This window comes from Cytobacillus sp. FSL K6-0265 (assembly GCF_038003465.1).
Lineage (GTDB): Bacteria > Bacillota > Bacilli > Bacillales > Cytobacillaceae > Cytobacillus > Cytobacillus stercorigallinarum.
This window is the reverse complement of record NZ_JBBOPE010000001.1, coordinates 1,386,991-1,407,206: the sequence shown is the minus strand read 5'-3', so window position 1 is coordinate 1,407,206 and position 20,216 is coordinate 1,386,991. Positions and strand designations below refer to the sequence as shown.

The following is a 20,216-nucleotide window of genomic DNA, read 5'->3' as shown; positions in this document are numbered from 1 at the left end:
TATGTATCAAGCCTGTTCGATTACTGTTTCCAACTATAAATTTGTGAATATTCAGTGATCCTTTCGCGAAGCGCTCAAACACGTTTTTCTTCTGATCTGCATGCAAATCTACTTTACGCGGTTCAAAGGATGATTTTGGCTACCTTACTTAATTAAAAAAAAGCCGAACATCATTCGCATCCTTTACATAGATTGGAATGATGTTCGAATTTTTTGCTTTCATTTAGTTTTTTAATTCCTCTTGCATCAATTGATCCACTTTCTTCATTAATTCCATTTGAACATGGTCAAGCTTTTCTTGACTCAAGCTTAATGATTCGCTTTTCACACCAAAGTAAAATTTAATTTTTGGTTCCGTTCCTGATGGGCGCAAACAAATCCAAGTACCATCTGCGAAGAAATATTTTAATACATTAGATTTCGGAAGATGGATATCCGAAAAATTACGATTACTATCCGTGCGAATACTTGTTAAATAATCTTCTGTCGCGATATGACTAAGACCTTCTATATCCATTGAAGATGTATTTCTAAACTTGGAAAGTATGTTTGCAATTGTTTTTGTACCTGATTGGCCTTTTAAAGTGATCGACTTTAACCCTTCGCGAAAATAGCCATACTTTTCATAAATCATCATTAATACATCATATAGTGTTTGGCCCTTTTCTTTATAAAAAGCTGCGGCTTCAGCAATTAATAATGCGGCTTGAACAGCATCTTTATCTCTAGCAAAATCACCAATCAAATAACCATAGCTTTCTTCATAACCAAAAAGGAATTTATACTCACCTGTTGTTTCATATTCTTTAATTCTCTCAGCAATAAATTTGAAACCTGTGAGTACATCTATTGTTGTTAAACCAAACGAAGCGGCAATTTCACTTCCAAGTTCTGAAGTAACAATTGTTTTCAGTACAATTCCATTTGCCGGAATGCTATCTTTATCCTTCTTTTGTGATAGCATATAGTAAAGGATTAAAGCACCTGTCTGATTGCCTGTCAGAAGCTCATATTCATTCTTATCATTTTTAACTGCAATACCTAGTCTGTCAGCATCAGGGTCTGTAGCAATAAGTAAATCCGCATCTACCTCTTTGCCTTTTTTTATAGCTAACGTAAATGCAGACCTTTCTTCCGGATTAGGGCTCTCTACTGTTGGAAAATCGCCATCAGGTTTTTCTTGTTCCTCTACAATATGAACATGCTTATAATTCAAGCTTGCAAGACCTTCTCTAACCGGCTTATTGCCTGTGCCATGTAGTGGAGAAAATACGATAGTAAGATCCGTTCTTTCACCTATCGAACGGTCTTCTGAAATTGTCTGCAACTTTTGAACATAAGCCTGATCAATAGCTGAGCCAATTGTAACAATCAGTTCTCTTTCTCTTAAGATTGATTCTTCTTCTACTTCAATAAGTAACTCGTTTTCAATTTCATTTACTTTTGCAATAACCGTATCAGCATCCTCTGGAATCAATTGTGCTCCGTCTGGTCCATATACTTTGAAGCCATTGTATTCTCTTGGATTATGACTAGCCGTAATAACAATACCAGCATATGCATGCAAATATCTTACAGCAAACGAAAGCTCCGGTGTGGGTCTTAGCTCATCAAAAATATATGTTTGAATATCATTTGAAGCAAGCGTTTTTGCCGCTTCTAAAGCAAATTCTGGTGACATATGTCTTGAATCATAAGCAATCACAACACCTCTTACTTTTGCTTCCTGTCCTTTTTCAATTATGTATTTGGCTAAACCGTAAGAGGCTTTTCTAACGGTATATATATTCATTCTATTTGTGCCTACACCAATCTCGCCTCTCATCCCACCAGTTCCGAACTCGAGGTTTTTATAAAACGCATCTTCTAGATGGTTTTCATTGTCATTTAATTGAATTAATTCTTCTTTCATTTCAGTCGTCAATTGTGAATATGTATTCCATCTATCGACATTGCTTTTCCAATCCATCGTATTTATTTCCCCCCTAGTTAAATACCTCATTCCATTATCGACTAAATTAATCCATTTTGTAAGCTATTCTCTCTTATTAAAAATAGTTGATTTTTATAAAATTTTCAATAAATTAATGCAATTTCCATTTCATTAGATGGATATTCACAAGAGCCCCAATGAATAATCCTCCCAAAAAGAACACGAACAAATAAATTTGTTCGTGAAAAGGATACTGTCCATAGATTTATTTATGAAGACGATATTGAATTTGGTAAATATCATGCCTTCTATCTTTTAAATGCCTTACCGTTCCGTCTTGTCTTTTCCTTCTTAATACCTCTAAATCTACATCTCCAATTTGCACCATTTCGATATTTGCATTCGTTTCTCCCACAATCCCATCCTTAGGAAACTCGAAATCTGAAGGTGAAAATATTGCTGATTGTGCATATTGTATATCCATATTTTCTGCTTGTGGTAAATTCCCGACTGTGCCGGATATTGCCGTATAAATTTGATTTTCTATTGCACGAGCTTGTGCACAGTATCGAACCCGTAAATACCCTTCTCTGTCTTCGGTACAAAAAGGAACGAATATAATTTTTGCCCCCATATCAGTTGCTATTCGGGCTAATTCTGGGAATTCAATATCATAACATATTTGAATCGCTATTTTTCCGCAATCTGTATCAAAGACGCGGACAGAGTCGCCTGGCGATATCCCCCACCATTTTCTTTCATTAGGAGTAATATGGAGCTTATATTGCTTTTCAATTGTACCGTCACGTCTAAACAAATAGGCTATATTATAAATTTTATCCTCATCTTCTTTTACAAAATGAGATCCTCCAATAATATTTATGTTATATCTAACTGCTAAATCAGTAAATAATTGTATATATTCTTCTGTATACTCAGTAAGCTTTCTTATGGCAAGACTCGGTACTTTCTCGTCCAAAAATGACATTAATTGCGTCGTAAATATCTCTGGAAAAACCGCAAAGTCCGCTTCTGCATCTGACGCAACATCTGTAAAATACTCAACTTGACTAGCGAAGTCTTCGAATGACTGAATTTGGCGCATCATATATTGTACGACACAAATTCTAACTGGATAACTTGTTTTATAAAATCTTTTCGTCGTCGATTTATAATCAACATTATTCCATTCCATTAATGTTGCGTATTTATTGGATTGCCTATCATCTGGTAAGTAATTCGGATTTATCCTCATCAGTGTAAAACCATTTAATAATTGAAAGGATAAAACAGGGTCATATATTTTATGAAGTGATACTTCATTGACATATTCTCTCGGACTCATCTCTTTTGCATGCTTATGATAATTCGGGATTCGCCCCCCAATAATAATACTCTTCAGGTTTAACTCCCGAGCTAGCTCCTTTCTTTGCTCATAAAGACGATGCCCAATCTTCATTCTACGATATTCAGGATGAACCATTACTTCAATTCCATACAAATTGTAGCCATCATCATTATGATTAGTAATATAACCATCATCTGTCACATCAGCCCAAGTATGGCGATCATCATATTCATCAAAATTAATAATTAAACTAGAACAGGAGCCAATGATTTCACCATCATATTCTGCCACAAACTGCCCTTCTGGAAATATATTTAAATGACTTTCAAGATGATCTCTCTTCCATGGATCCATTCCAGGAAAACATACCTCTTGAAGCGCGATAATTTTATCGATATCTTCGTCTTTCATATTTCTAATAATCATTTTTTTCTCAAATTTACTTAAATCTAATTTTCTCATAAATACTCCCCTTATTTTCATTGAAACAAACGTTTGTTAATCTTATACCCCTATTCTCCTATTTCTAACCTTAGTCTAAGGCCTTCCTATAGATTCATTTGTCAACACATAACTATGCTTATTTTGTGTGCATTTTATGACTTTTTATAGAATTTTTTTAAGCATCGTTTATTTTTACGATAAAGAGACGTATAATTTGTTAAAATACGTTAGTATACATATTTTTCATTTCGCCTATAAATATGAAAAAAGGGAGAACGTTATGAAACCAACAGAAAAGAAGGATGCGAGGGAAAGTATACTGTTTACAGCATGGGCTGCCTCAGTCGTTGCAGTGTTCGGCAGTTTATATTTTTCGGAGATTAGACAGTATGAACCATGTGAATTATGCTGGTACCAAAGAATTCTTATGTATCCTCTCATTGTCATTTTAGGCATAGCAGTAGTTAAAAAAGACTTTCGAATCAGCTTTTATACGATGATTTTATCTGGAATTGGAGGACTCATCTCTATTTACCATTACGGGATTCAAAAGCTTTCTTTTTTAACTGAAACCGCTCCAGCATGTGGCAGAGTTCCTTGTACGGGACAATATATTAACTGGTTTGGCTTTATTACCATTCCATTTCTAGCATTGGTAGCATTTATTATTATTTTTATTTGTAGTGTCATGATATGGAAAAGAACGAAGGGGGAGACAACGAAATGAAAAAAATCATCATATTCTTAGCAGTCATTATTATCCTTTTTGGAGGAGTTGCACTGTTAACAAAAATGCAGAACGACCAAAAAGTATCAGGGGACAACCCTTATGGAACAACTGATCTAGAGCAAGAAACGATTGATCAGTTAGATGATCCTAATTATAGCAACATTGTGCTACCGGAGGATTTAGACAATCAATTAAATGAAAGCGGCGAAGCTACTGTATACTTTTTTAGTCCAACATGCCCTCACTGCCAAAGAACAACTCCAATTGTTGCTCCTTTATCCGATGACATGGGCGTTGACTTATTACAATACAACTTACTAGAATTCGATCAAGGTTGGAATGACTTTGGCATTTCTGAAACACCAACTATTGTGCATTATGAAGATGGAAAAGAAGTTGCTCGTATTACGGGATACCAAGAAGAAGCTGTATTTCAAGATTGGTTTGAGGAAAACGTAACAGAATAAAAAGAATAAAAGAAAAACGACCAAAATGATCATGTATTTGGTCGTTTTTTGTTCATTACACGCTTTTAAATTGATTCTTACTGTAAGTATGTTTGATCGACATTCATTGACTCTTTTGTTTGTTCAGGAAGGAAATGCTGAAAGGAAAATGGGAAAGAGATATCAAATCGATTTAAAATCTCAGTATTTCTATTAAATAACTCACAATGCTCTTTCTTCAGCCCTTCATTTTCAAGCAGATGCATTAAAGTTTGTAAACTAGCCATTACCGAGTAAGCATCTCCCAAAGTATCCATACACTTCTCTGTCGGCTTTAAAATATTCATATCACCAAATGTCTGTAATTCTTTCTCTGAAAAATAATGAGGTAACACATGATGTAACATTTTATCCACCAATGCTTCAATTTGCTCCTCTTGTTCTGTTGTTGCCGCAAAAACTACTTTCACAAGTAACCCACCTTTGTTCACTAATACTTCATGATTACCAATAGAATAGCATAAACTACTTTTGCCTCTTGGTGGTAATTATCACCATGATTTTATATACTATTGATGCAACTGTTGTTTTCTAAAAGAGAGGATGAATAATCCTTGATAAAATACACTTTTCATCTATATGAATGAACACTAGCTGATATGCTTAAATGGAAGGAAGTAAATAATGGTAACAGTAAGTAAAAAAGGAGAATGGTTTGAATTAACCATTCCAAAGAAATGGGCGGGTCAATCTGCTATGCAATTGTTTAGAGAGATTTGGGGCGCCCCTAAAAAGCTTACCCATCAAATGCGCATGGAACACTGCGTAAAAAAGAATAACCACCCTATTGTATGGGAAAAGCCACTAATACAAGGAGATCGGTTACAATTCAAACTTTTGGCTGATCATCAAGTGGAGACACTGGAGAATGATGGTTTCTTTAAAGATGTAGATGTTAAGTACGAGGATGATCATTTAATCATTTTTAACAAACCTGCTGGGATGGAAACACACCCACACAACTTAGTTCAAAAAAACACCCTTTTAAATGCAGCCAAATTTTATATGCAAACGCAGGGTGAATCTACTTACATCCGCCATATTCACCGTTTAGATAAGGATACATCTGGCTTAGTATTGTTTGCCAAACATTCTTTAGCAGGCGCTATCCTTGATACAGAACTTGCACAAAGATCAATCAAGCGCACGTATATGGCTCTCGTCCATGGACAATTAAAAAATAAACATGATAGTATTGAATTTCCCATTGGTAAGGATCGCCATCATTCTAATAAGCGAAGAGTCTCAACTACAGGTCAGTATGCTAAAACGACTTATGACGTCCAAGCTTACGACAGCAAAAGAAATATTTCACTCATCACTTGTCAACTTGATACGGGCAGAACCCATCAAATTCGTGTCCATTTAAGTCATATCGGACATCCACTCGTTGGGGATCAATTATATGGTGGGAATCATCTTCTAACTAGACAAGCATTACATGCATATAAACTTGAATGGCAGCACCCCTTCACAAAAGAAAAGCAGGAGATTACTTGCCCGGCACCAGCAGACTTCCGTTCAATATCTCCATAAAAGTCAATTAGGAAAAACTTTAAAAATAAAAAAACGAACAAATTCGAGTTCCTGAATCTGTTCGTTTTGACTTTTTTAATCTGTCGTTTTCCTCATGGATCTCATGATGAAACTTACGACAAAGGCAAGTACAATCGCACCAATGATTGCTGGAATTATGGCAAAATCTGCGATTACTGGTCCCCAATCCCCTAAAATAAGAGACCCTAACCAAGCTCCGATAAAGCCAGCAATAATATTGCCTATAACTCCTCCTGGAATATCTCTGCCTGCGATTAAACTCGCAACCCAGCCGATAAGACCACCAATAATTAAAGACCATAAAAAGCTAAACAATGCTCTTCACTCCTTCATTACATCTATTCCATCTTCATTAGATGTACACTTAGGTTGTGATAGCATTCAAAAAATCATTCATTCACTTTTTTCCTAATATGGAAATGCCACTTACAAATCGTCAGGATTTTTACCCATTCGTTTATTTTTATTATATTTGTCAATCATGCTCATATCCTCTTCAGACAGAGCAAAATCAAATATAGCTTGATTTTCCTCTAGCCTTTCTAATTTCGTTGTTTTAGGTATAACGACCACTTGATGTTGTATATGCCAACGTAAGATGATTTGCGAGACTGATTTATTATATTTTTCACTTAGAGTAACGAAAAGTGGCTCCTCAGAAAGTTTACCTCTTGCAATAGGCGCCCACGCCTCCACTTGAATATCGTTACTCTTACAATACTCACGAAGTGGTTGTTGGGATAATTGCGGGTGCAATTCAACCTGGTTTACCATTGGCATTATTTTGGCGTCTTTTTTTATTTCTGCTAAGTGATGTTCGTGAAAATTACTAACGCCTATTGCCTTTACTAAGCCTTCTTCATACAAATATTCCAGTGCTCGCCACGTATCTTTATACTTAGTTGGTATGGGCCAATGTATTAAATATAGATCAATATAAGATAAATGTAATTTATTCAAACTTTTCTTAAAGGCTGCAATGGTCTCCTCATATCCATGATCATCATTCCAAACTTTTGTCGTAATAAACAGCTCTTCTCTAGGTATGCCACTTTGTTCTATCGCTTTACCTACGCCTTCTTCATTATCATAGAAGCTTGCGGTATCGATTAAGCGATAACCTAGTTGAATCGCATTCCATACGACATTTTCCACTTCCTTCCCTTCTTCTACTTTATATACACCTAACCCAAATTGGGGCATCAAGATTCCATTCGCTAATTTTACATTAGGTATTTTTATCATCCTTCATCCTCCTCAAGTAAAAAATCTGTTTTTTTATTCCCATAAAAATATAAACGATGAAGCGGTCTAGTCATTGCCACATATAGCAACTGTATTTCCAAGGGAGTTTTTGCGGTAAACACCTCATCAACTGAAAAGATAAATACTACGTCAAACTCTAAACCTTTTGCTAAATAAGCCGGAACAATGACGACTGATTCTTTAGGAATTTGTCCATGTTCACCTAGTAAATAAACCGACATATTACCATGTTTTTCAAATTGTTGATAAAGCTTCATACAATCGTTCATCGTTTTCCCAATTAATGCAAAAGTTTTATATCCTTCTTCTTTTACTTTAAGTAATTTAGCCTCTAGGATATTTATATAGTGCTTGCCTTCATTTGATTGAATAAACTGCGGATGCTCTCCATGTCTAACAACAGGCTCCACTTTAGGAAAAGTATACGGCAGTTTTTTTAATAAATGATTAGCTGCTTCCATAATTTCAACAGTAGTTCGGTAACTTTTCTGTAATTCGGTATAAGTAGCTCGAGGGAAAATTTCAGCCTTGACGTCTTCCCAAGATGTAAGCCCTCTATAAGAGTGAATACCTTGAGCTAAGTCTCCAACTAATGTAAACATATCGGTATCAGCTGCTTTCTTAAGAGAAAGAAGTTCCATGAACGTATAATCTTGCGCCTCATCGATGACTATGTTTTTTACTTTCCATTCTTTTTCAATCCCAAATAAATGAACCTGCAAATACAATAATAAAGCTAAATCTTCTCTTTCATACGTTCGCCTCTTAAACAAGTCTTGTTGATAGCGAATTATATAATCTGCTTCTGCTTGTGTTAACTGATTATGCGAGCGTTTGACTAATTGCTGTGAGTTTTGAAATAGATCTTTATAATAGGTCCAAATATTCTTCTTTGGAAATTGCTTCATATATGTAGCAACCGATGTCTTTATTGCCGTTTTCATTTCTTGTAATCTCGCTTCTTTTTTATCAAGGGCCTGTGATACATACCTTTTTCTCTTGATAGGATCTTTCGCTTGATATAATGCTCGCTCAATTTTGTCATCATAAAACGTTTCAATTTTCTCAAGCATCCGCTTCTTTTTATGTTTTATTTCATTTTGTAATATCGATCGTAACTTATTTAGTCTCTTATACAGAGGTAAATAATAAAAATCTTCTTCTAATAATTTGACAAATCGCTCACTTTTATATAATCGATACTTATCAACATAAAAATCAGTAGACGGATGAAAAGTTAGAAAGATTTCTTTCATATATTCATTTAGGATTGTTTGGAAAATTTTAGATCCCTTCCATTTTGATATTTGAAGCGCATGAACGGTTTCCTTCTGATGATTATTCTCTAACAATTGAATTAACTTATCATCTTTTTTCAATTTTATATTTTCCTTTTGTAACGCTCCCAGCACATAATCCTCATACGTTTTTTGTTTAATATTTTCTACGCCAAGCTCTGGCAGCGCTTCGGAAATGTAATCAAGGAATAGATTACTTGGGGCAATAATCATCAATTGCTCAGGTTCAAAGTTTTCTTTGTATTGGAAGATAAAATAACTAATTCGGTGTAGAGCAATCGTCGTTTTACCACTTCCCGCCCCGCCTTGAACGATGATTGGTTTATTCAAATCTGCTCTAATCACTTTATTTTGTTCTTCTTGTATAGTAGATACAATTTCTGTGAGGCGATTACTTGCACTTCCAGCTAGCGTTTCTTGCAGCAATTGATCATTTGTTGTCAAATCAATATCCCGAATCTCAGTCAGGTAACCTCGCTCCATCATAAATTGTCTTTTTAATAAAAGCTCACCGTTGAAGTTTTCTCCATTCGAGGCATACGAAACATCCCCTAGCCTGCCTTCATAATAAAGATTTGCTATTGGTGATCGCCAATCGACAATTAATTGATCCTGATTTTCTCTTGAATATAAAGATGTTTTCCCAATATAGATGACTTCTTCCATTGGTTGATCATTTCTGGAAAAATTAATTCTTGCAAAATAAGGTTTGAGACGGGATTTTTTTAAACTTGATAGTTCTTCTTTTGACATATCAAAAAAGCGAGCATTCGTTAATAAGGATGAATAACCTAAGCTGGAATCGACGTCTTGAAAGGCTGCTTTCATATTGTCTTGAAAGTTATCCTTCGATGTTTCTGCCGTTTTAATAACTGCTTCCATATATCTCTTTGTATATTCTAGACGCTGGCTTTCTTCATTGTAATCGGGGTGTTGATGTACCGTTGTCATAATCATTTACCTCCATTTTAATAATTAGCCGCTGATGGAGAGTAATCTGACGTTGTGTAAGTGAGAAGAAATATATATTATCAGAAAAATGCATAACAATCAAATAAATGTACATTTCTTTTAAGGTATTCCAATATGATAATTTAGTTTGGGAATAATGTAAAAGTAATGATAAATATTATTAATTTTTTGTAAAGGTGAAATCACCAAATTCATAAGAAAAAGCATGTTTTCCCCCATTTATACTCTAATAAAGTTAATAATAACAAGGGGTAAAGGTCATTTAATCAAATAATAAGAAATATTACATTTTGGTTACAAGTATACATAATTCGACACTTTTCTTCTAGACCCGAAAATTTCGCTTTATACAATAAAAATTTTCGTTTAAAATAGTAACGTTTGAAGGATTTATTTTCCGAAAATTACTGGAGGTATTTATGATGGTTTTTAAAAAACAAGATAAATTCAATAAATTATTAAGTGATATTGCAATCAACTTGAAAGAAGGAGCAATGTACTTCGCCGAATATAAGCTAAATAACATTAGTGACTTAAAAATCTTCTCAGAAAAAATGAAAGAATACGAAACAAAAGGTGATACGCTGGTTCATGAAACAATTAAAGAATTAAACAACGCCTTCATTACACCAATAGAAAGAGAAGATATTCTTCATCTTGCTATGGCTATGGATGACGTATTAGATGGTTTTGAACAAACAGCAGATTTATTTGAAATGTACTCCATCACGAACGCTGATGAGTATATGTTGAAGTTTGTAGAAGCTATTCAACAAAGTGCAGTAGAAATTGAAAAATCAGTTGAGCTATTATCCTCTAAAAAGTTGCTAAAAATACGAGATCATGCGATTAAAATCAAAGATCTCGAATCAAAATGCGATGGCGTATTACGCCAATCGATTAAGCATCTTTTTTCCGTTGAAAAAGATCCAATTCGTATCATTCAGATAAAAGAAATTTACGAAAACCTAGAGGAAATTGCTGACAGCTGCCAAACAGTTGCCAACGCATTCGAAACAATTATAATGAAAAACGCGTGAGGAGCAATAACTAATGGATGCAATTTTAATTATCACAGTATTAATCGTCATTTTCGCTTTAGTCTTTGACTTTATTAACGGGTTTCACGATACAGCAAATGCTATTGCAACTTCAGTGTCAACGAAAGCTTTAAAACCTAGACATGCCATTATACTAGCTGCAACAATGAACTTTGTAGGTGCAATGACTTTTACAGGTGTAGCAAAAACGATAACGAAGGATATTGTCGATCCTTTCACATTGCAAAACGGCTCAATTGTCATACTATCTGCCCTTATAGCAGCGATTTTTTGGAACCTTTTGACTTGGTATTTCGGCATACCAAGCTCATCTTCTCATGCTTTAATCGGCTCAATCGCAGGTGCTGCCATTGCATCAGCTGGGTTTTCTGCATTAAACTATAGCGGATTTATCGGGATCATACAGGCACTCATTTTTTCACCACTGATTGCTTTTGCAGCAGGATTTATCATTTATAGCATTTTTAAAATTGTTTTTAGAAATAATAATTTAACAAAGACAAATAGAAATTTTAGAACAATACAGATTTTCACCGCTGCATTGCAATCATATACTCATGGTACAAATGATGCTCAAAAAGCAATGGGGATCATCACATTAGCGTTAATTGCCAACAACTATGTAACCTCAACGGACATTCCTTTTTGGGTTCAACTTTCTTGTGCGATCGCGATGGGACTTGGTACATCTGTTGGTGGTTGGAAAATAATTAAAACAGTTGGTGGCAAAATCATGAAGATTCGCCCTGTTAATGGAGTAGCAGCAGATATTACAGGGGCAATGGTTATCTTTGGTGCAACCGCACTACATATGCCAGTTAGTACAACACACGTTATTTCTTCATCTATCCTCGGGGTAGGTTCTGCTCATCGAGTAAAAGGAGTTAAATGGGGAACAGCACAACGTATGATAATTACTTGGGTTATTACTTTGCCGATTTCAGCAACGATAGCTGGTTTAACCTATTTAATTTTAAGTTCTTTCCTATAACGCATACAAATCCTTAAAGGTATGAATCCTTTAAGGATTTTTTTCTTTTCTCATAAGAATACATCTATAACAAATACTATAAATAACTTGAAAATCTTCATAAAAACGAATACTATAGTCCATGTGACCTTTTTTCGTTCGTATTATACACACGACCATGTATTTAAAACTTGGAGGATTCTAATGTTTAAGTTAAAAGAAAACAATTCTACAGCAAAAACAGAAATACTCGCCGGTTTTACCACCTTTTTAACAATGGCCTATATCGTTGTTGTTAACCCCGTCATTCTTTCTGACGCTGGAGTCCCATTTGATCAAGTCTTTACTGCAACGATTATTGCCGCAGTTATTGGTACACTTTGGATGGCCTTTTTTGCTAACTATCCAATTGCTATCGCTCCCGGTATGGGATTAAATGCTTATTTCGCCTATTCTGTCGTTGGCGGTGGCTTAGATTATGCAACTGCTTTCGCTGCCGTATTCGTAGCCGGTCTAATCTTTGTCATTTTATCGTTAACTGCTTTTCGCGAAAAATTAATCGAGGCCATTCCAGAAAACTTAAAAGCTGGAATTTCTGCTGGTATTGGCTTATTTATTGCTTTTGTTGGACTGAGAATGTCAGGTATTATTACTAGTGATCCTAGTAATCTTGTCGCATTAGGTGATTTAACAGCAACTTCGACAATATTAACGTTAGTTGGTTTAGTCATCACACTTATTTTAATTGCACTAAATGTATCTGGAGCACTGTTTTTCGGTATGATTATAACAGGCTTAATCGCTTTCTTTACTGGACAACTACAGTTTAGTGACGGGCTTACATCTTTACCTTCGCTTCCAGAAGGCATTTTAGTATTCAATCCGATATCAGCTATTGGAGACGTTATCACTCATGGTCTTTATGCCGTTGTTTTCTCGTTTCTATTAGTAACAATCTTTGATACAACTGGAACGATGATTGGTGTTGCACAACAAGCTGGTTTAATGAAAGGGAATAAATTGCCTCGTGCAAGGCAGGCTTTATTATCTGATTCATTAGCCACAACAGTCGGTTCTATGTTCGGAACAAGCCCTACAACTGCGTTCATTGAATCTTCAAGTGGGGTTGCCGCCGGTGGTCGAACAGGACTAACTTCTTTGACAGTAGGTATCCTTTTTATCGTAGCTGCCTTCTTTAGCCCTCTTGTCAGTGCGGTTTCCGGTATTGCAGCCATTACTTCACCTGCACTTATTATTGTTGGTAGCTTAATGATGGGAAGCTTAGTTAAAGTTAAATGGAGCGAGTTTGACGAAGCTTTCCCAGCCTTTTTAATTATTTTGACGATGCCGCTCACCTCTAGTATCGCAACAGGTATTGCACTCGGGTTCATTACCTACCCAATCTTAAAAATATTTAAAGGCAAATATAAACAAGTTCATCCGCTTGTCTATATTTTCGCTGTATTATTTCTCATTCAATTGCTCTTTTTACCACATTAAAGTCAATTGATTGGAAAGATAAAAAATCCGAACATCTCTTCAAATGCTAAAGCAAAGTAGCATCTGATGATGAATGTTCGGATTTTCTTACTTTTTCATTAGTAATTGCTTTTCATATTGAAACAGTTAAATGTCAACTTCTTCAATTTTATTATTTGGGTTATTATAAACTTCTTGGTCGAGATCTTTCGTAATCTTACTTGTTAATATACCCGAAGTCATAGATCCACTTACATTTACCGCTGTTCTTCCCATATCAATTAACGGTTCAATCGAAATCAATAAACCCGCAAGAGCAATAGGTAGATCTAAAGCAGAAAGGACGAGAATGGCCGCAAATGTTGCACCCCCACCTACTCCTGCAACACCAAATGAGCTGATAACAACAATAAGGATAATAGAAAACAGAAAACTTGGCTGTAATGGATCAATCCCGACTGTAGGTGCAATCATAACCGCTAACATAGCCGGATAAATACCCGCACAACCATTTTGCCCAATTGAGAGACCAAACGAGCCAGCAAAATTGGCTATCCCATCTGATACCCCTAAGGATTTTTGCGTCTTAATATTTAAAGGTAATGCCCCAGCACTTGTTCTAGACGTAAAGGCAAACGCAAGCACCGGAAAGGCTTTTCTTAAGTACTGTAGTGGACTTAATCCGACAAATAGTAATAATAACAAATGGATTAACATCATAACCGCTAATGCTACATACGAAGCAATAACAAACTTCCCTAAATTATAGATTGCAGAAAAATCACTTAACGCAACTGTCTTAGTCATAATAGCTAGCACGCCATAAGGAGTTAATCTGAGGATTAATGTGACTACTCGCATAATAATGCTATAGAAGGCATCGACGATTTTTGCAAATACCTCTGCTTGCTCAGGGGTTTTTCTTCGTACACCCAAGTAAGCAATACCTAAGATGGCTGCAAATATAACGACCGAAATCGTTGAAGTCGCCCTCGCTCCCGTTAAATCAAGAAAAGGATTGGCAGGAAGTAACTCTAGAATTTGTTGTGGCAATGTTTGAGCTTCAAGTGATTGAGAGGTTTCTTCCATTTGTGTCCCTCTACTGATCTCTGCATCACCCTCTTCAATTTGGATTGCTTCTAAATTAAAGACGGTTGCCGAACCTATTCCAACAATTGCAGCCAAAGCTGTAGTCCCAAGTAGTATGCCAATAATTAAGACACTTATTTTACCAATATTACTTGAGAGGCTTAATCTTGTAAACGCGCCTAAAATGGAAATAAACACGAGTGGCATAACAATCATTTGCAAGAATTTAACATAACCCCCACCAACTAATTGAAACCAATCCGTTGATCTTTCAAGTACTTCTGAAGTTGGTCCATAAATTAGTTGCAATGCTAAACCAAATAATATCCCTATTCCCAATGCCGTAAAGACTCTTTTAGAAAATGAAATATGTTTACGTTGCATAATAAATAATAAACTAATAAAACCAATCATTAATGCTAAGTTAATAATAAACCATACATTATCCATCATTACTCCTCCTAATATCTTACTTTTGCACAATTTCATATATTAATACGATTATTCCTATAAGTCAAGTATGAATTCCTTTTTAATTATCCTTTATGGTATATGCTTTTTTTATGAATATATACCATCACTTGATATGCTTACACAAATTAAAAAACTGCGATATCACTTTGAAAATTCAAGTGATGGCCGCAGCTTAAATAAAAATCATCTTATAAACTTTTTACCTTCTCACTGCATGCTTTCATAGCAGTGAGTACAGAGGAACGAAATCCTGTTTCTTCTAACTTGCTGACCGCATCAATAGTCGCGCCTCCAGGGGTACAAACCTCATCTTTTAACATACCAGGGTGTTTACCAGATTCAAGCACCATCTTTGCTGCACCTAATACTGCCTGGGCACCTAGTTTATAAGCAGTCTCTCTTGGTATACCGTCCTTTACCGCTCCATCGGCTAATGCTTCTATAAATAAAAACACATAGGCAGGAGAAGAGCCGCTAATTGCTGGAATTCCATCCATTAATGATTCATCAACTACTTCTACTTGCCCGATAGCAGAAAAGATGCGTATGACTTTCCTTAATTTCTCTTCATTAATATACTGGTTTCTACTTAACACACTCATTCCTTCACCAACAAGTGAAGGTGTATTTGGCATTGTACGTACAGCCATTACGTTCCGCCCAAAGTACTTTTCGATATCATCTAAAGTAATGCCCGCAGCAATTGTTACGATAATGCTTTGTTCATTTACTTCTCCTTTTATTTCCTCAATCACTTCTTTATGGTCACTTGGAGGGATCGCTAAAAATACCACTTCAGCGTTTCTTGCCACTTCTTTATTTGATTGTGTTGTATGAATCGCATACTTTTCTTCTACCTTATGTAGTGTTTCTTTCGTTTTTGCGCTTGAAATAATTTCATGATGACTTACTAACCCGTTTTTTAATATGCCTCCAATAATCGCTTGTGCCATTTTTCCACAACCGATAAACCCTATCTTTTTTTCCATAGTTATCACTCACCTTTTCCATGCTCTGGTTCATTTTAACATTATCACAACAGTATTCAAAAAGTTTAAAATAACGTCTCTAAAGTGATCGTATACCTAAAATCAGCCCAATTAATTCATTAGATCAACTTTATTTAAGTCAAAACCACCCGTGATAACGGGTGGTTTGTTCTGCGGCTGAAAGCCTTTGTTACTGACCAGACCCTAAAGGGCTACTGAAGGGTTCGCCAATTGTACTACTTCTTCTGGCCAGACCTCAAAGGTCTCCTTCTTTTTATCTTTTCTTCTTTTTTCGATTTACTTCTTCTCCTGTAAATGGATCTAGATACTCCATCATACTTAATTGCTCCGCCACTACATCATCTTGTATTTGATTACGAATGTATTCTTCTATTACCTTCTTGTTTCTCCCAACTGTATCTACATAATAGCCTGTACACCAGAATTTTCTATTCCCATACTTATATTTTAGATTTGCATGACGATCAAAGATCATTAAACTACTTTTACCTTTTAGATACCCTACAAATGACGATACACTTATTTTTGGTGGGATACTCACTAACATATGTACATGATCTTTACATGCCGTTGCTTCGATTATTTCAACTCCTTTCCTTTCACATAACAGCCTTAAAATTTCTCCAATATCTTTCTTTATTTTTCCGTATATCACTTGCCTTCTATACTTTGGGGCAAACACTATATGATACTTACAATTCCACGTTGTATGTGCTAAACTATTAGTGTCTTTTGACATTAAAAACTCCTCCGTTGCTTTGATTTTGGTTGGCGAACCATGATTATCTTAGCATCTCGGAAGAGTTTTTTTAATACAACGCTATAAGCTTTTTGGAACCCTAGGCCGAGCCCAGGGTTTTCATTTACTAAAAAAAAAAATAACCCAAAGCATCAACGCTTTGGGTTACTTATCAATTAATTATCTTGAACATCTTTCCGATTCTTTTTAAACATTTTTGATAATACTTCATACACAATTGGAACAACGACTAGAGTTAATAAGGTCGAACTTGCAAGACCACCGATAACTGTGATACCTAATCCTTTAGAGATTAAGCCTCCACCGCCTGAACCAAATAATAATGGAACTAGCGCACCCATTGTAGCAATAGCTGTCATTAGTATTGGACGAAGACGAGTGGCACCCGCTTCTAGAATAGCGTCTCTCATCGTCATACCGTCTCTTTCCATATGAATGATCCGGTCAACCAATACGATCGCATTTGTAACAACGATACCGATTAACATGAGTAGACCCATCATTACAGTAACAGAGATTGTTTCCCCTGCAATGTATAATCCGACAAATGAGCCAATTACAGCAAACGGTAGTGAGAATAGAATGGCAAACGGTGCAACACCTTCACCAAATGTAACAACTAAGATGAAATATACAATCGCAATGGCGGCAAGCATCGCTAAACCTAATTGCGTAAACGTTTCATTCATATCTGCAGTTACACCAGCAACATCAAGCGTTACGCCTTGTGGCAATTCTAAATCATCGATACCTTTATCCAGCTCATTTGTAACTTTAGATAAATCATCTGAAGTTACTGTGGCAGAGACAGTTGCATAGTACTCACCTTTACTACGAGACAGTGTATTTAATGTTGTCCCTTCTTCGACATTCACAAGCTCAGATAATGGCATTTCTTGGCCTGTTGCAGTCGGAACATTTGTATCTAATAATTCATCAATTGATTTCGCAGGCTCAGCAGCTTCAGTTTGAATAATGACATCTATTTCATTACCATCACTTTGAACAGTTGTCAGCACTTCACTATTATCTGTATTGTTTAACGCCATAACAATTTGACCTGTCGTTAAGCCATACTGCATGACATCTGCCTGCTCAACTTTTAAGATATGTTCCACATACGCATCTTCTGCTGTAGAAGAAATATCTTCTAAATTATCAGTATCATGCATGACATCTTCCACTTGTGTCACTGCATCATTTAGCTTATCTAAATCTTCACCATACAATGTATAGCTTACTTCACTAGTATTCGCACCCATTGAAGAAAAGTCTTGAGATTTCCATTCACCTGATTGTTCAAGATTAAATACGTATTCTTCAATTTCTTCTCTTACCTCTGGGAAGTCCTTCATGTCTGGATCAAAGATTAGATACATGAGAGCTCCACCAGCTCCACCGCCCATCATCATTGCAGCAGGATCTACATTGTCTGGGTCATTAATGGACACTTGTAATATATCAATTTCATCGCGTTTTAATAACTCTTCTTCTACTTCAGTTATATTTTCTTCTGTTTTATCCATTTTTTCGCCGGTTTCAGGTGTATATGTTAAATACATCACCTTCTCTTCTTCACTTCCGAGGAAGCTAAAACCGATTAATGGGGTTAGTGCTAATGATCCAGCTAATAAAAGGATAGCAATAGCTGATGTAATAATTTTGTGATTTAATGCTTTGTTTAAAATACCCTTATACCATAAAGCAAGTTTACCTACTTCTTTATGATTGCTCTCCTCTTTCTTACCGTAAAGCTTCTTCTTAAATAAGAAATGAGATAGGGCTGGAACAATTGTAATGGCAACTATTAATGAAGCGCCTAATGCAAATGTCATTGTTAAAGCAAATGGGACAAATAACTCTCCAACCATCCCACCTACGAAAATTAACGGAGCGAAAACGGCCACTGTTACTAATGTAGATGAAAGAATTGGCTTATACATTTCAATAGTCGCTTCTCTTACTAAAGCACGACCAGTTAATTTTTCCTCTTTCAAATGTAAGCGACGGTAAATATTTTCAACAACAACGATCGAGTCATCGATTACACGACCAATTGCTACTGTAACCGCTCCAAGGGTCATAATATTAAGTGTAATATCCAACCAATTGAGAACTAAAAATGCCATAAAGATTGACACTGGAATAGAAACAATGGATATAATCGTTGACTTAAAGTCTCTTAAGAATAGCAGAATAATTAAAACAGCAATTAATCCACCAAAAAGAGCTTTTTCAACCATTGTGCTAACAGACTTTTCAATTGGTTCCCCTTGGTCTAAAGAAATATCAATAGCAAGTCCATCATACTTATCCGTTTCTTCTGCAACGTAGTCTTTCACACGATTAACAACATCTACTGTGTTATCCTGTTGTCCTTTTACAACTTGGATGGCAATCGCATTTTCTCCATTTGTACGAGAAACAGACTCTACTTTACCTACCTGTTCAATCTGAGCAAGTTCACTTAACTCAACAAACGGTTGTGGGTGATCGGCAGTTGGCGTTACTGGGATCATCATTTCTTTCAACTCATCAACAGTTGTTACTTTCCCATCTACCGAAACCGCTTCTTCAGCTTCTTCAAAATCAAATAAACCTAAAGATAATGCCATATCACTTGCTTTAATCAGTTCTTTTACATCATCTTGATTCAATTCAAACTTGGCTAGCTGGTCTTCATCCCAAGTAAATTCCACTTGTTCAATATGTTGACCGGTCATTGTTGCAGATGCTACACCTTCAATCTTCTCAATATCAGGTAAAATAACATCTTCCACTAATTCAGTCAGTCCAACAATATCTTCTTCTGTACTACTAATTGAAAGTGCAACTACTGGCATCATATTCATACTGATAGATGTTACAGTCGGCTCTTCCACGTCTTCAGGAAGATCTAGATTAGCAACCGCTCTTTCTAGTTCAACCTTCTTATCATCCATATCGACGCCATATTTATATTCTACTTGAATACTTCCTACATTCGCACTTGAATTAGAATAAACAGCATTGACATCTTCAAGCCCTTCGATTGCCTGTTCAATAGGCACTGAAACCTCTTCCATCACTTGTTCAGGGGTGGCACCAGGATAAACGCCATTCACCATTAAGAATGGAATAGAGATATCCGGGATTGTTTCAGTTTTCATCTGTGTAGTGGAGTAAACCCCTGAAACTGTAATAATAATGGTTAATAACCACACAGCGAGCTTATTCTTTAAAACGAAATTGACTATGCCCTTCACATTGACACCTCTTTTTTTAAAAGATTCGATTTTCCTTTACCTGATAACCATTATGTATATAGTAGAAATCAGCG

The 20,216-nt window shown here is 35.8% G+C and carries 16 protein-coding genes; 6 read left to right on the top strand and 10 right to left on the bottom strand.

Annotation, left to right across the window (positions count from 1 at the left end; translation table 11 throughout):
• Window positions 1-223: 223 nt before the first annotated feature.
• Both MHH73_RS07285 and MHH73_RS07280 read right to left on the bottom strand, forming a co-directional pair.
• Entirely contained in the window at window positions 224-1,969 is a 1,746-nt protein-coding gene (locus MHH73_RS07285) for a phospho-sugar mutase (protein ID WP_341065874.1), read from the bottom strand.
• A 229-nt stretch (window positions 1,970-2,198) separates the two neighbouring features.
• Window positions 2,199-3,743, bottom strand: coding sequence for a bifunctional GNAT family N-acetyltransferase/carbon-nitrogen hydrolase family protein (locus tag MHH73_RS07280; RefSeq protein WP_341065872.1), 1,545 nt, complete (start codon window positions 3,741-3,743; stop codon window positions 2,199-2,201).
• Window positions 3,744-4,005: 262 nt separating this feature from the next.
• Here MHH73_RS07280 and MHH73_RS07275 point away from each other — a divergent pair, with 262 nt between their 5' ends.
• Together MHH73_RS07275 and MHH73_RS07270 are read left to right on the top strand one after the other, a co-directional pair.
• Window positions 4,006-4,452, top strand: coding sequence for a disulfide oxidoreductase (locus MHH73_RS07275; RefSeq protein ID WP_191814631.1), 447 nt, complete (start codon window positions 4,006-4,008; stop codon window positions 4,450-4,452).
• Window positions 4,449-4,922 (top strand): thioredoxin family protein, encoded by a 474-nt coding sequence (locus MHH73_RS07270; protein WP_191814629.1) that lies wholly within the window; start codon window positions 4,449-4,451, stop codon window positions 4,920-4,922. The genes MHH73_RS07275 and MHH73_RS07270 overlap by 4 nt, the downstream gene beginning before the upstream one ends.
• Before the next feature lie 77 nt (window positions 4,923-4,999).
• On the opposite strand, the gene MHH73_RS07265 is transcribed toward MHH73_RS07270, so the two are convergent.
• Window positions 5,000-5,371 (bottom strand): DUF5365 family protein, encoded by a 372-nt coding sequence (locus MHH73_RS07265; RefSeq protein WP_341065867.1) that lies wholly within the window; start codon window positions 5,369-5,371, stop codon window positions 5,000-5,002.
• Window positions 5,372-5,585: 214 nt separating this feature from the next.
• Between MHH73_RS07265 and MHH73_RS07260 the strand changes: the two genes are divergently transcribed.
• Window positions 5,586-6,497, top strand: a complete 912-nt coding sequence (locus MHH73_RS07260) for an RluA family pseudouridine synthase (RefSeq protein WP_341065864.1) — start codon at window positions 5,586-5,588, stop codon at window positions 6,495-6,497.
• Window positions 6,498-6,572: 75 nt separating this feature from the next.
• Here the strand turns inward: MHH73_RS07260 and MHH73_RS07255 are convergent, their stop codons facing one another.
• The 3 genes from MHH73_RS07255 to MHH73_RS07245 all read right to left on the bottom strand — a co-directional run bounded on the left by MHH73_RS07255 (window position 6,573) and on the right by MHH73_RS07245 (window position 10,033).
• Window positions 6,573-6,833: a GlsB/YeaQ/YmgE family stress response membrane protein gene (locus MHH73_RS07255; protein ID WP_191814622.1), complete on the bottom strand. Its 261-nt coding sequence runs from the start codon at window positions 6,831-6,833 to the stop codon at window positions 6,573-6,575.
• A gap of 111 nt (window positions 6,834-6,944) precedes the next feature.
• Entirely contained in the window at window positions 6,945-7,763 is an 819-nt protein-coding gene (locus MHH73_RS07250; protein WP_341065860.1) for an aldo/keto reductase, read from the bottom strand.
• Window positions 7,760-10,033 carry a HelD family protein gene (locus MHH73_RS07245; RefSeq protein ID WP_341065857.1) on the bottom strand — a complete coding sequence of 758 codons (2,274 nt, stop codon included), beginning with the start codon at window positions 10,031-10,033 and terminating at the stop codon, window positions 7,760-7,762. The genes MHH73_RS07250 and MHH73_RS07245 overlap by 4 nt, the downstream gene beginning before the upstream one ends.
• Before the next feature lie 443 nt (window positions 10,034-10,476).
• On the opposite strand from MHH73_RS07245, the gene MHH73_RS07240 reads away from it, so the two are divergent.
• The 3 genes from MHH73_RS07240 to MHH73_RS07230 all read left to right on the top strand — a co-directional run bounded on the left by MHH73_RS07240 (window position 10,477) and on the right by MHH73_RS07230 (window position 13,585).
• On the top strand, window positions 10,477-11,094 hold the full coding sequence (locus tag MHH73_RS07240) for a DUF47 domain-containing protein (protein WP_191814616.1): 618 nt from the start codon (window positions 10,477-10,479) through the stop codon (window positions 11,092-11,094).
• Window positions 11,095-11,107: 13 nt separating this feature from the next.
• Complete coding sequence (locus MHH73_RS07235) at window positions 11,108-12,106, top strand: inorganic phosphate transporter (RefSeq protein ID WP_341065854.1); 999 nt, start codon at window positions 11,108-11,110, stop codon at window positions 12,104-12,106.
• Window positions 12,107-12,289: 183 nt separating this feature from the next.
• The gene (locus MHH73_RS07230) at window positions 12,290-13,585 is read left to right on the top strand and encodes an NCS2 family permease (RefSeq protein WP_191814611.1); all 1,296 of its coding nucleotides are present in this window, start codon (window positions 12,290-12,292) and stop codon (window positions 13,583-13,585) included.
• Between the two features lie 126 nt (window positions 13,586-13,711).
• On the opposite strand, the gene MHH73_RS07225 is transcribed toward MHH73_RS07230, so the two are convergent.
• The 4 genes from MHH73_RS07225 to MHH73_RS07210 all read right to left on the bottom strand — a co-directional run bounded on the left by MHH73_RS07225 (window position 13,712) and on the right by MHH73_RS07210 (window position 20,142).
• Window positions 13,712-15,103: an L-cystine transporter gene (locus MHH73_RS07225; protein WP_341065850.1), complete on the bottom strand. Its 1,392-nt coding sequence runs from the start codon at window positions 15,101-15,103 to the stop codon at window positions 13,712-13,714.
• A 212-nt stretch (window positions 15,104-15,315) separates the two neighbouring features.
• On the bottom strand, window positions 15,316-16,116 hold the full coding sequence (gene proC, locus MHH73_RS07220; RefSeq protein WP_341065847.1) for a pyrroline-5-carboxylate reductase: 801 nt from the start codon (window positions 16,114-16,116) through the stop codon (window positions 15,316-15,318).
• A gap of 274 nt (window positions 16,117-16,390) precedes the next feature.
• Window positions 16,391-16,876 carry an IS200/IS605 family transposase gene (tnpA, locus tag MHH73_RS07215; RefSeq protein WP_191817419.1) on the bottom strand — a complete coding sequence of 162 codons (486 nt, stop codon included), beginning with the start codon at window positions 16,874-16,876 and terminating at the stop codon, window positions 16,391-16,393.
• Between the two features lie 176 nt (window positions 16,877-17,052).
• Window positions 17,053-20,142, bottom strand: a complete 3,090-nt coding sequence (locus MHH73_RS07210) for an efflux RND transporter permease subunit (RefSeq protein ID WP_341065844.1) — start codon at window positions 20,140-20,142, stop codon at window positions 17,053-17,055.
• Between the last annotated feature and the right edge of the window lie 74 nt (window positions 20,143-20,216).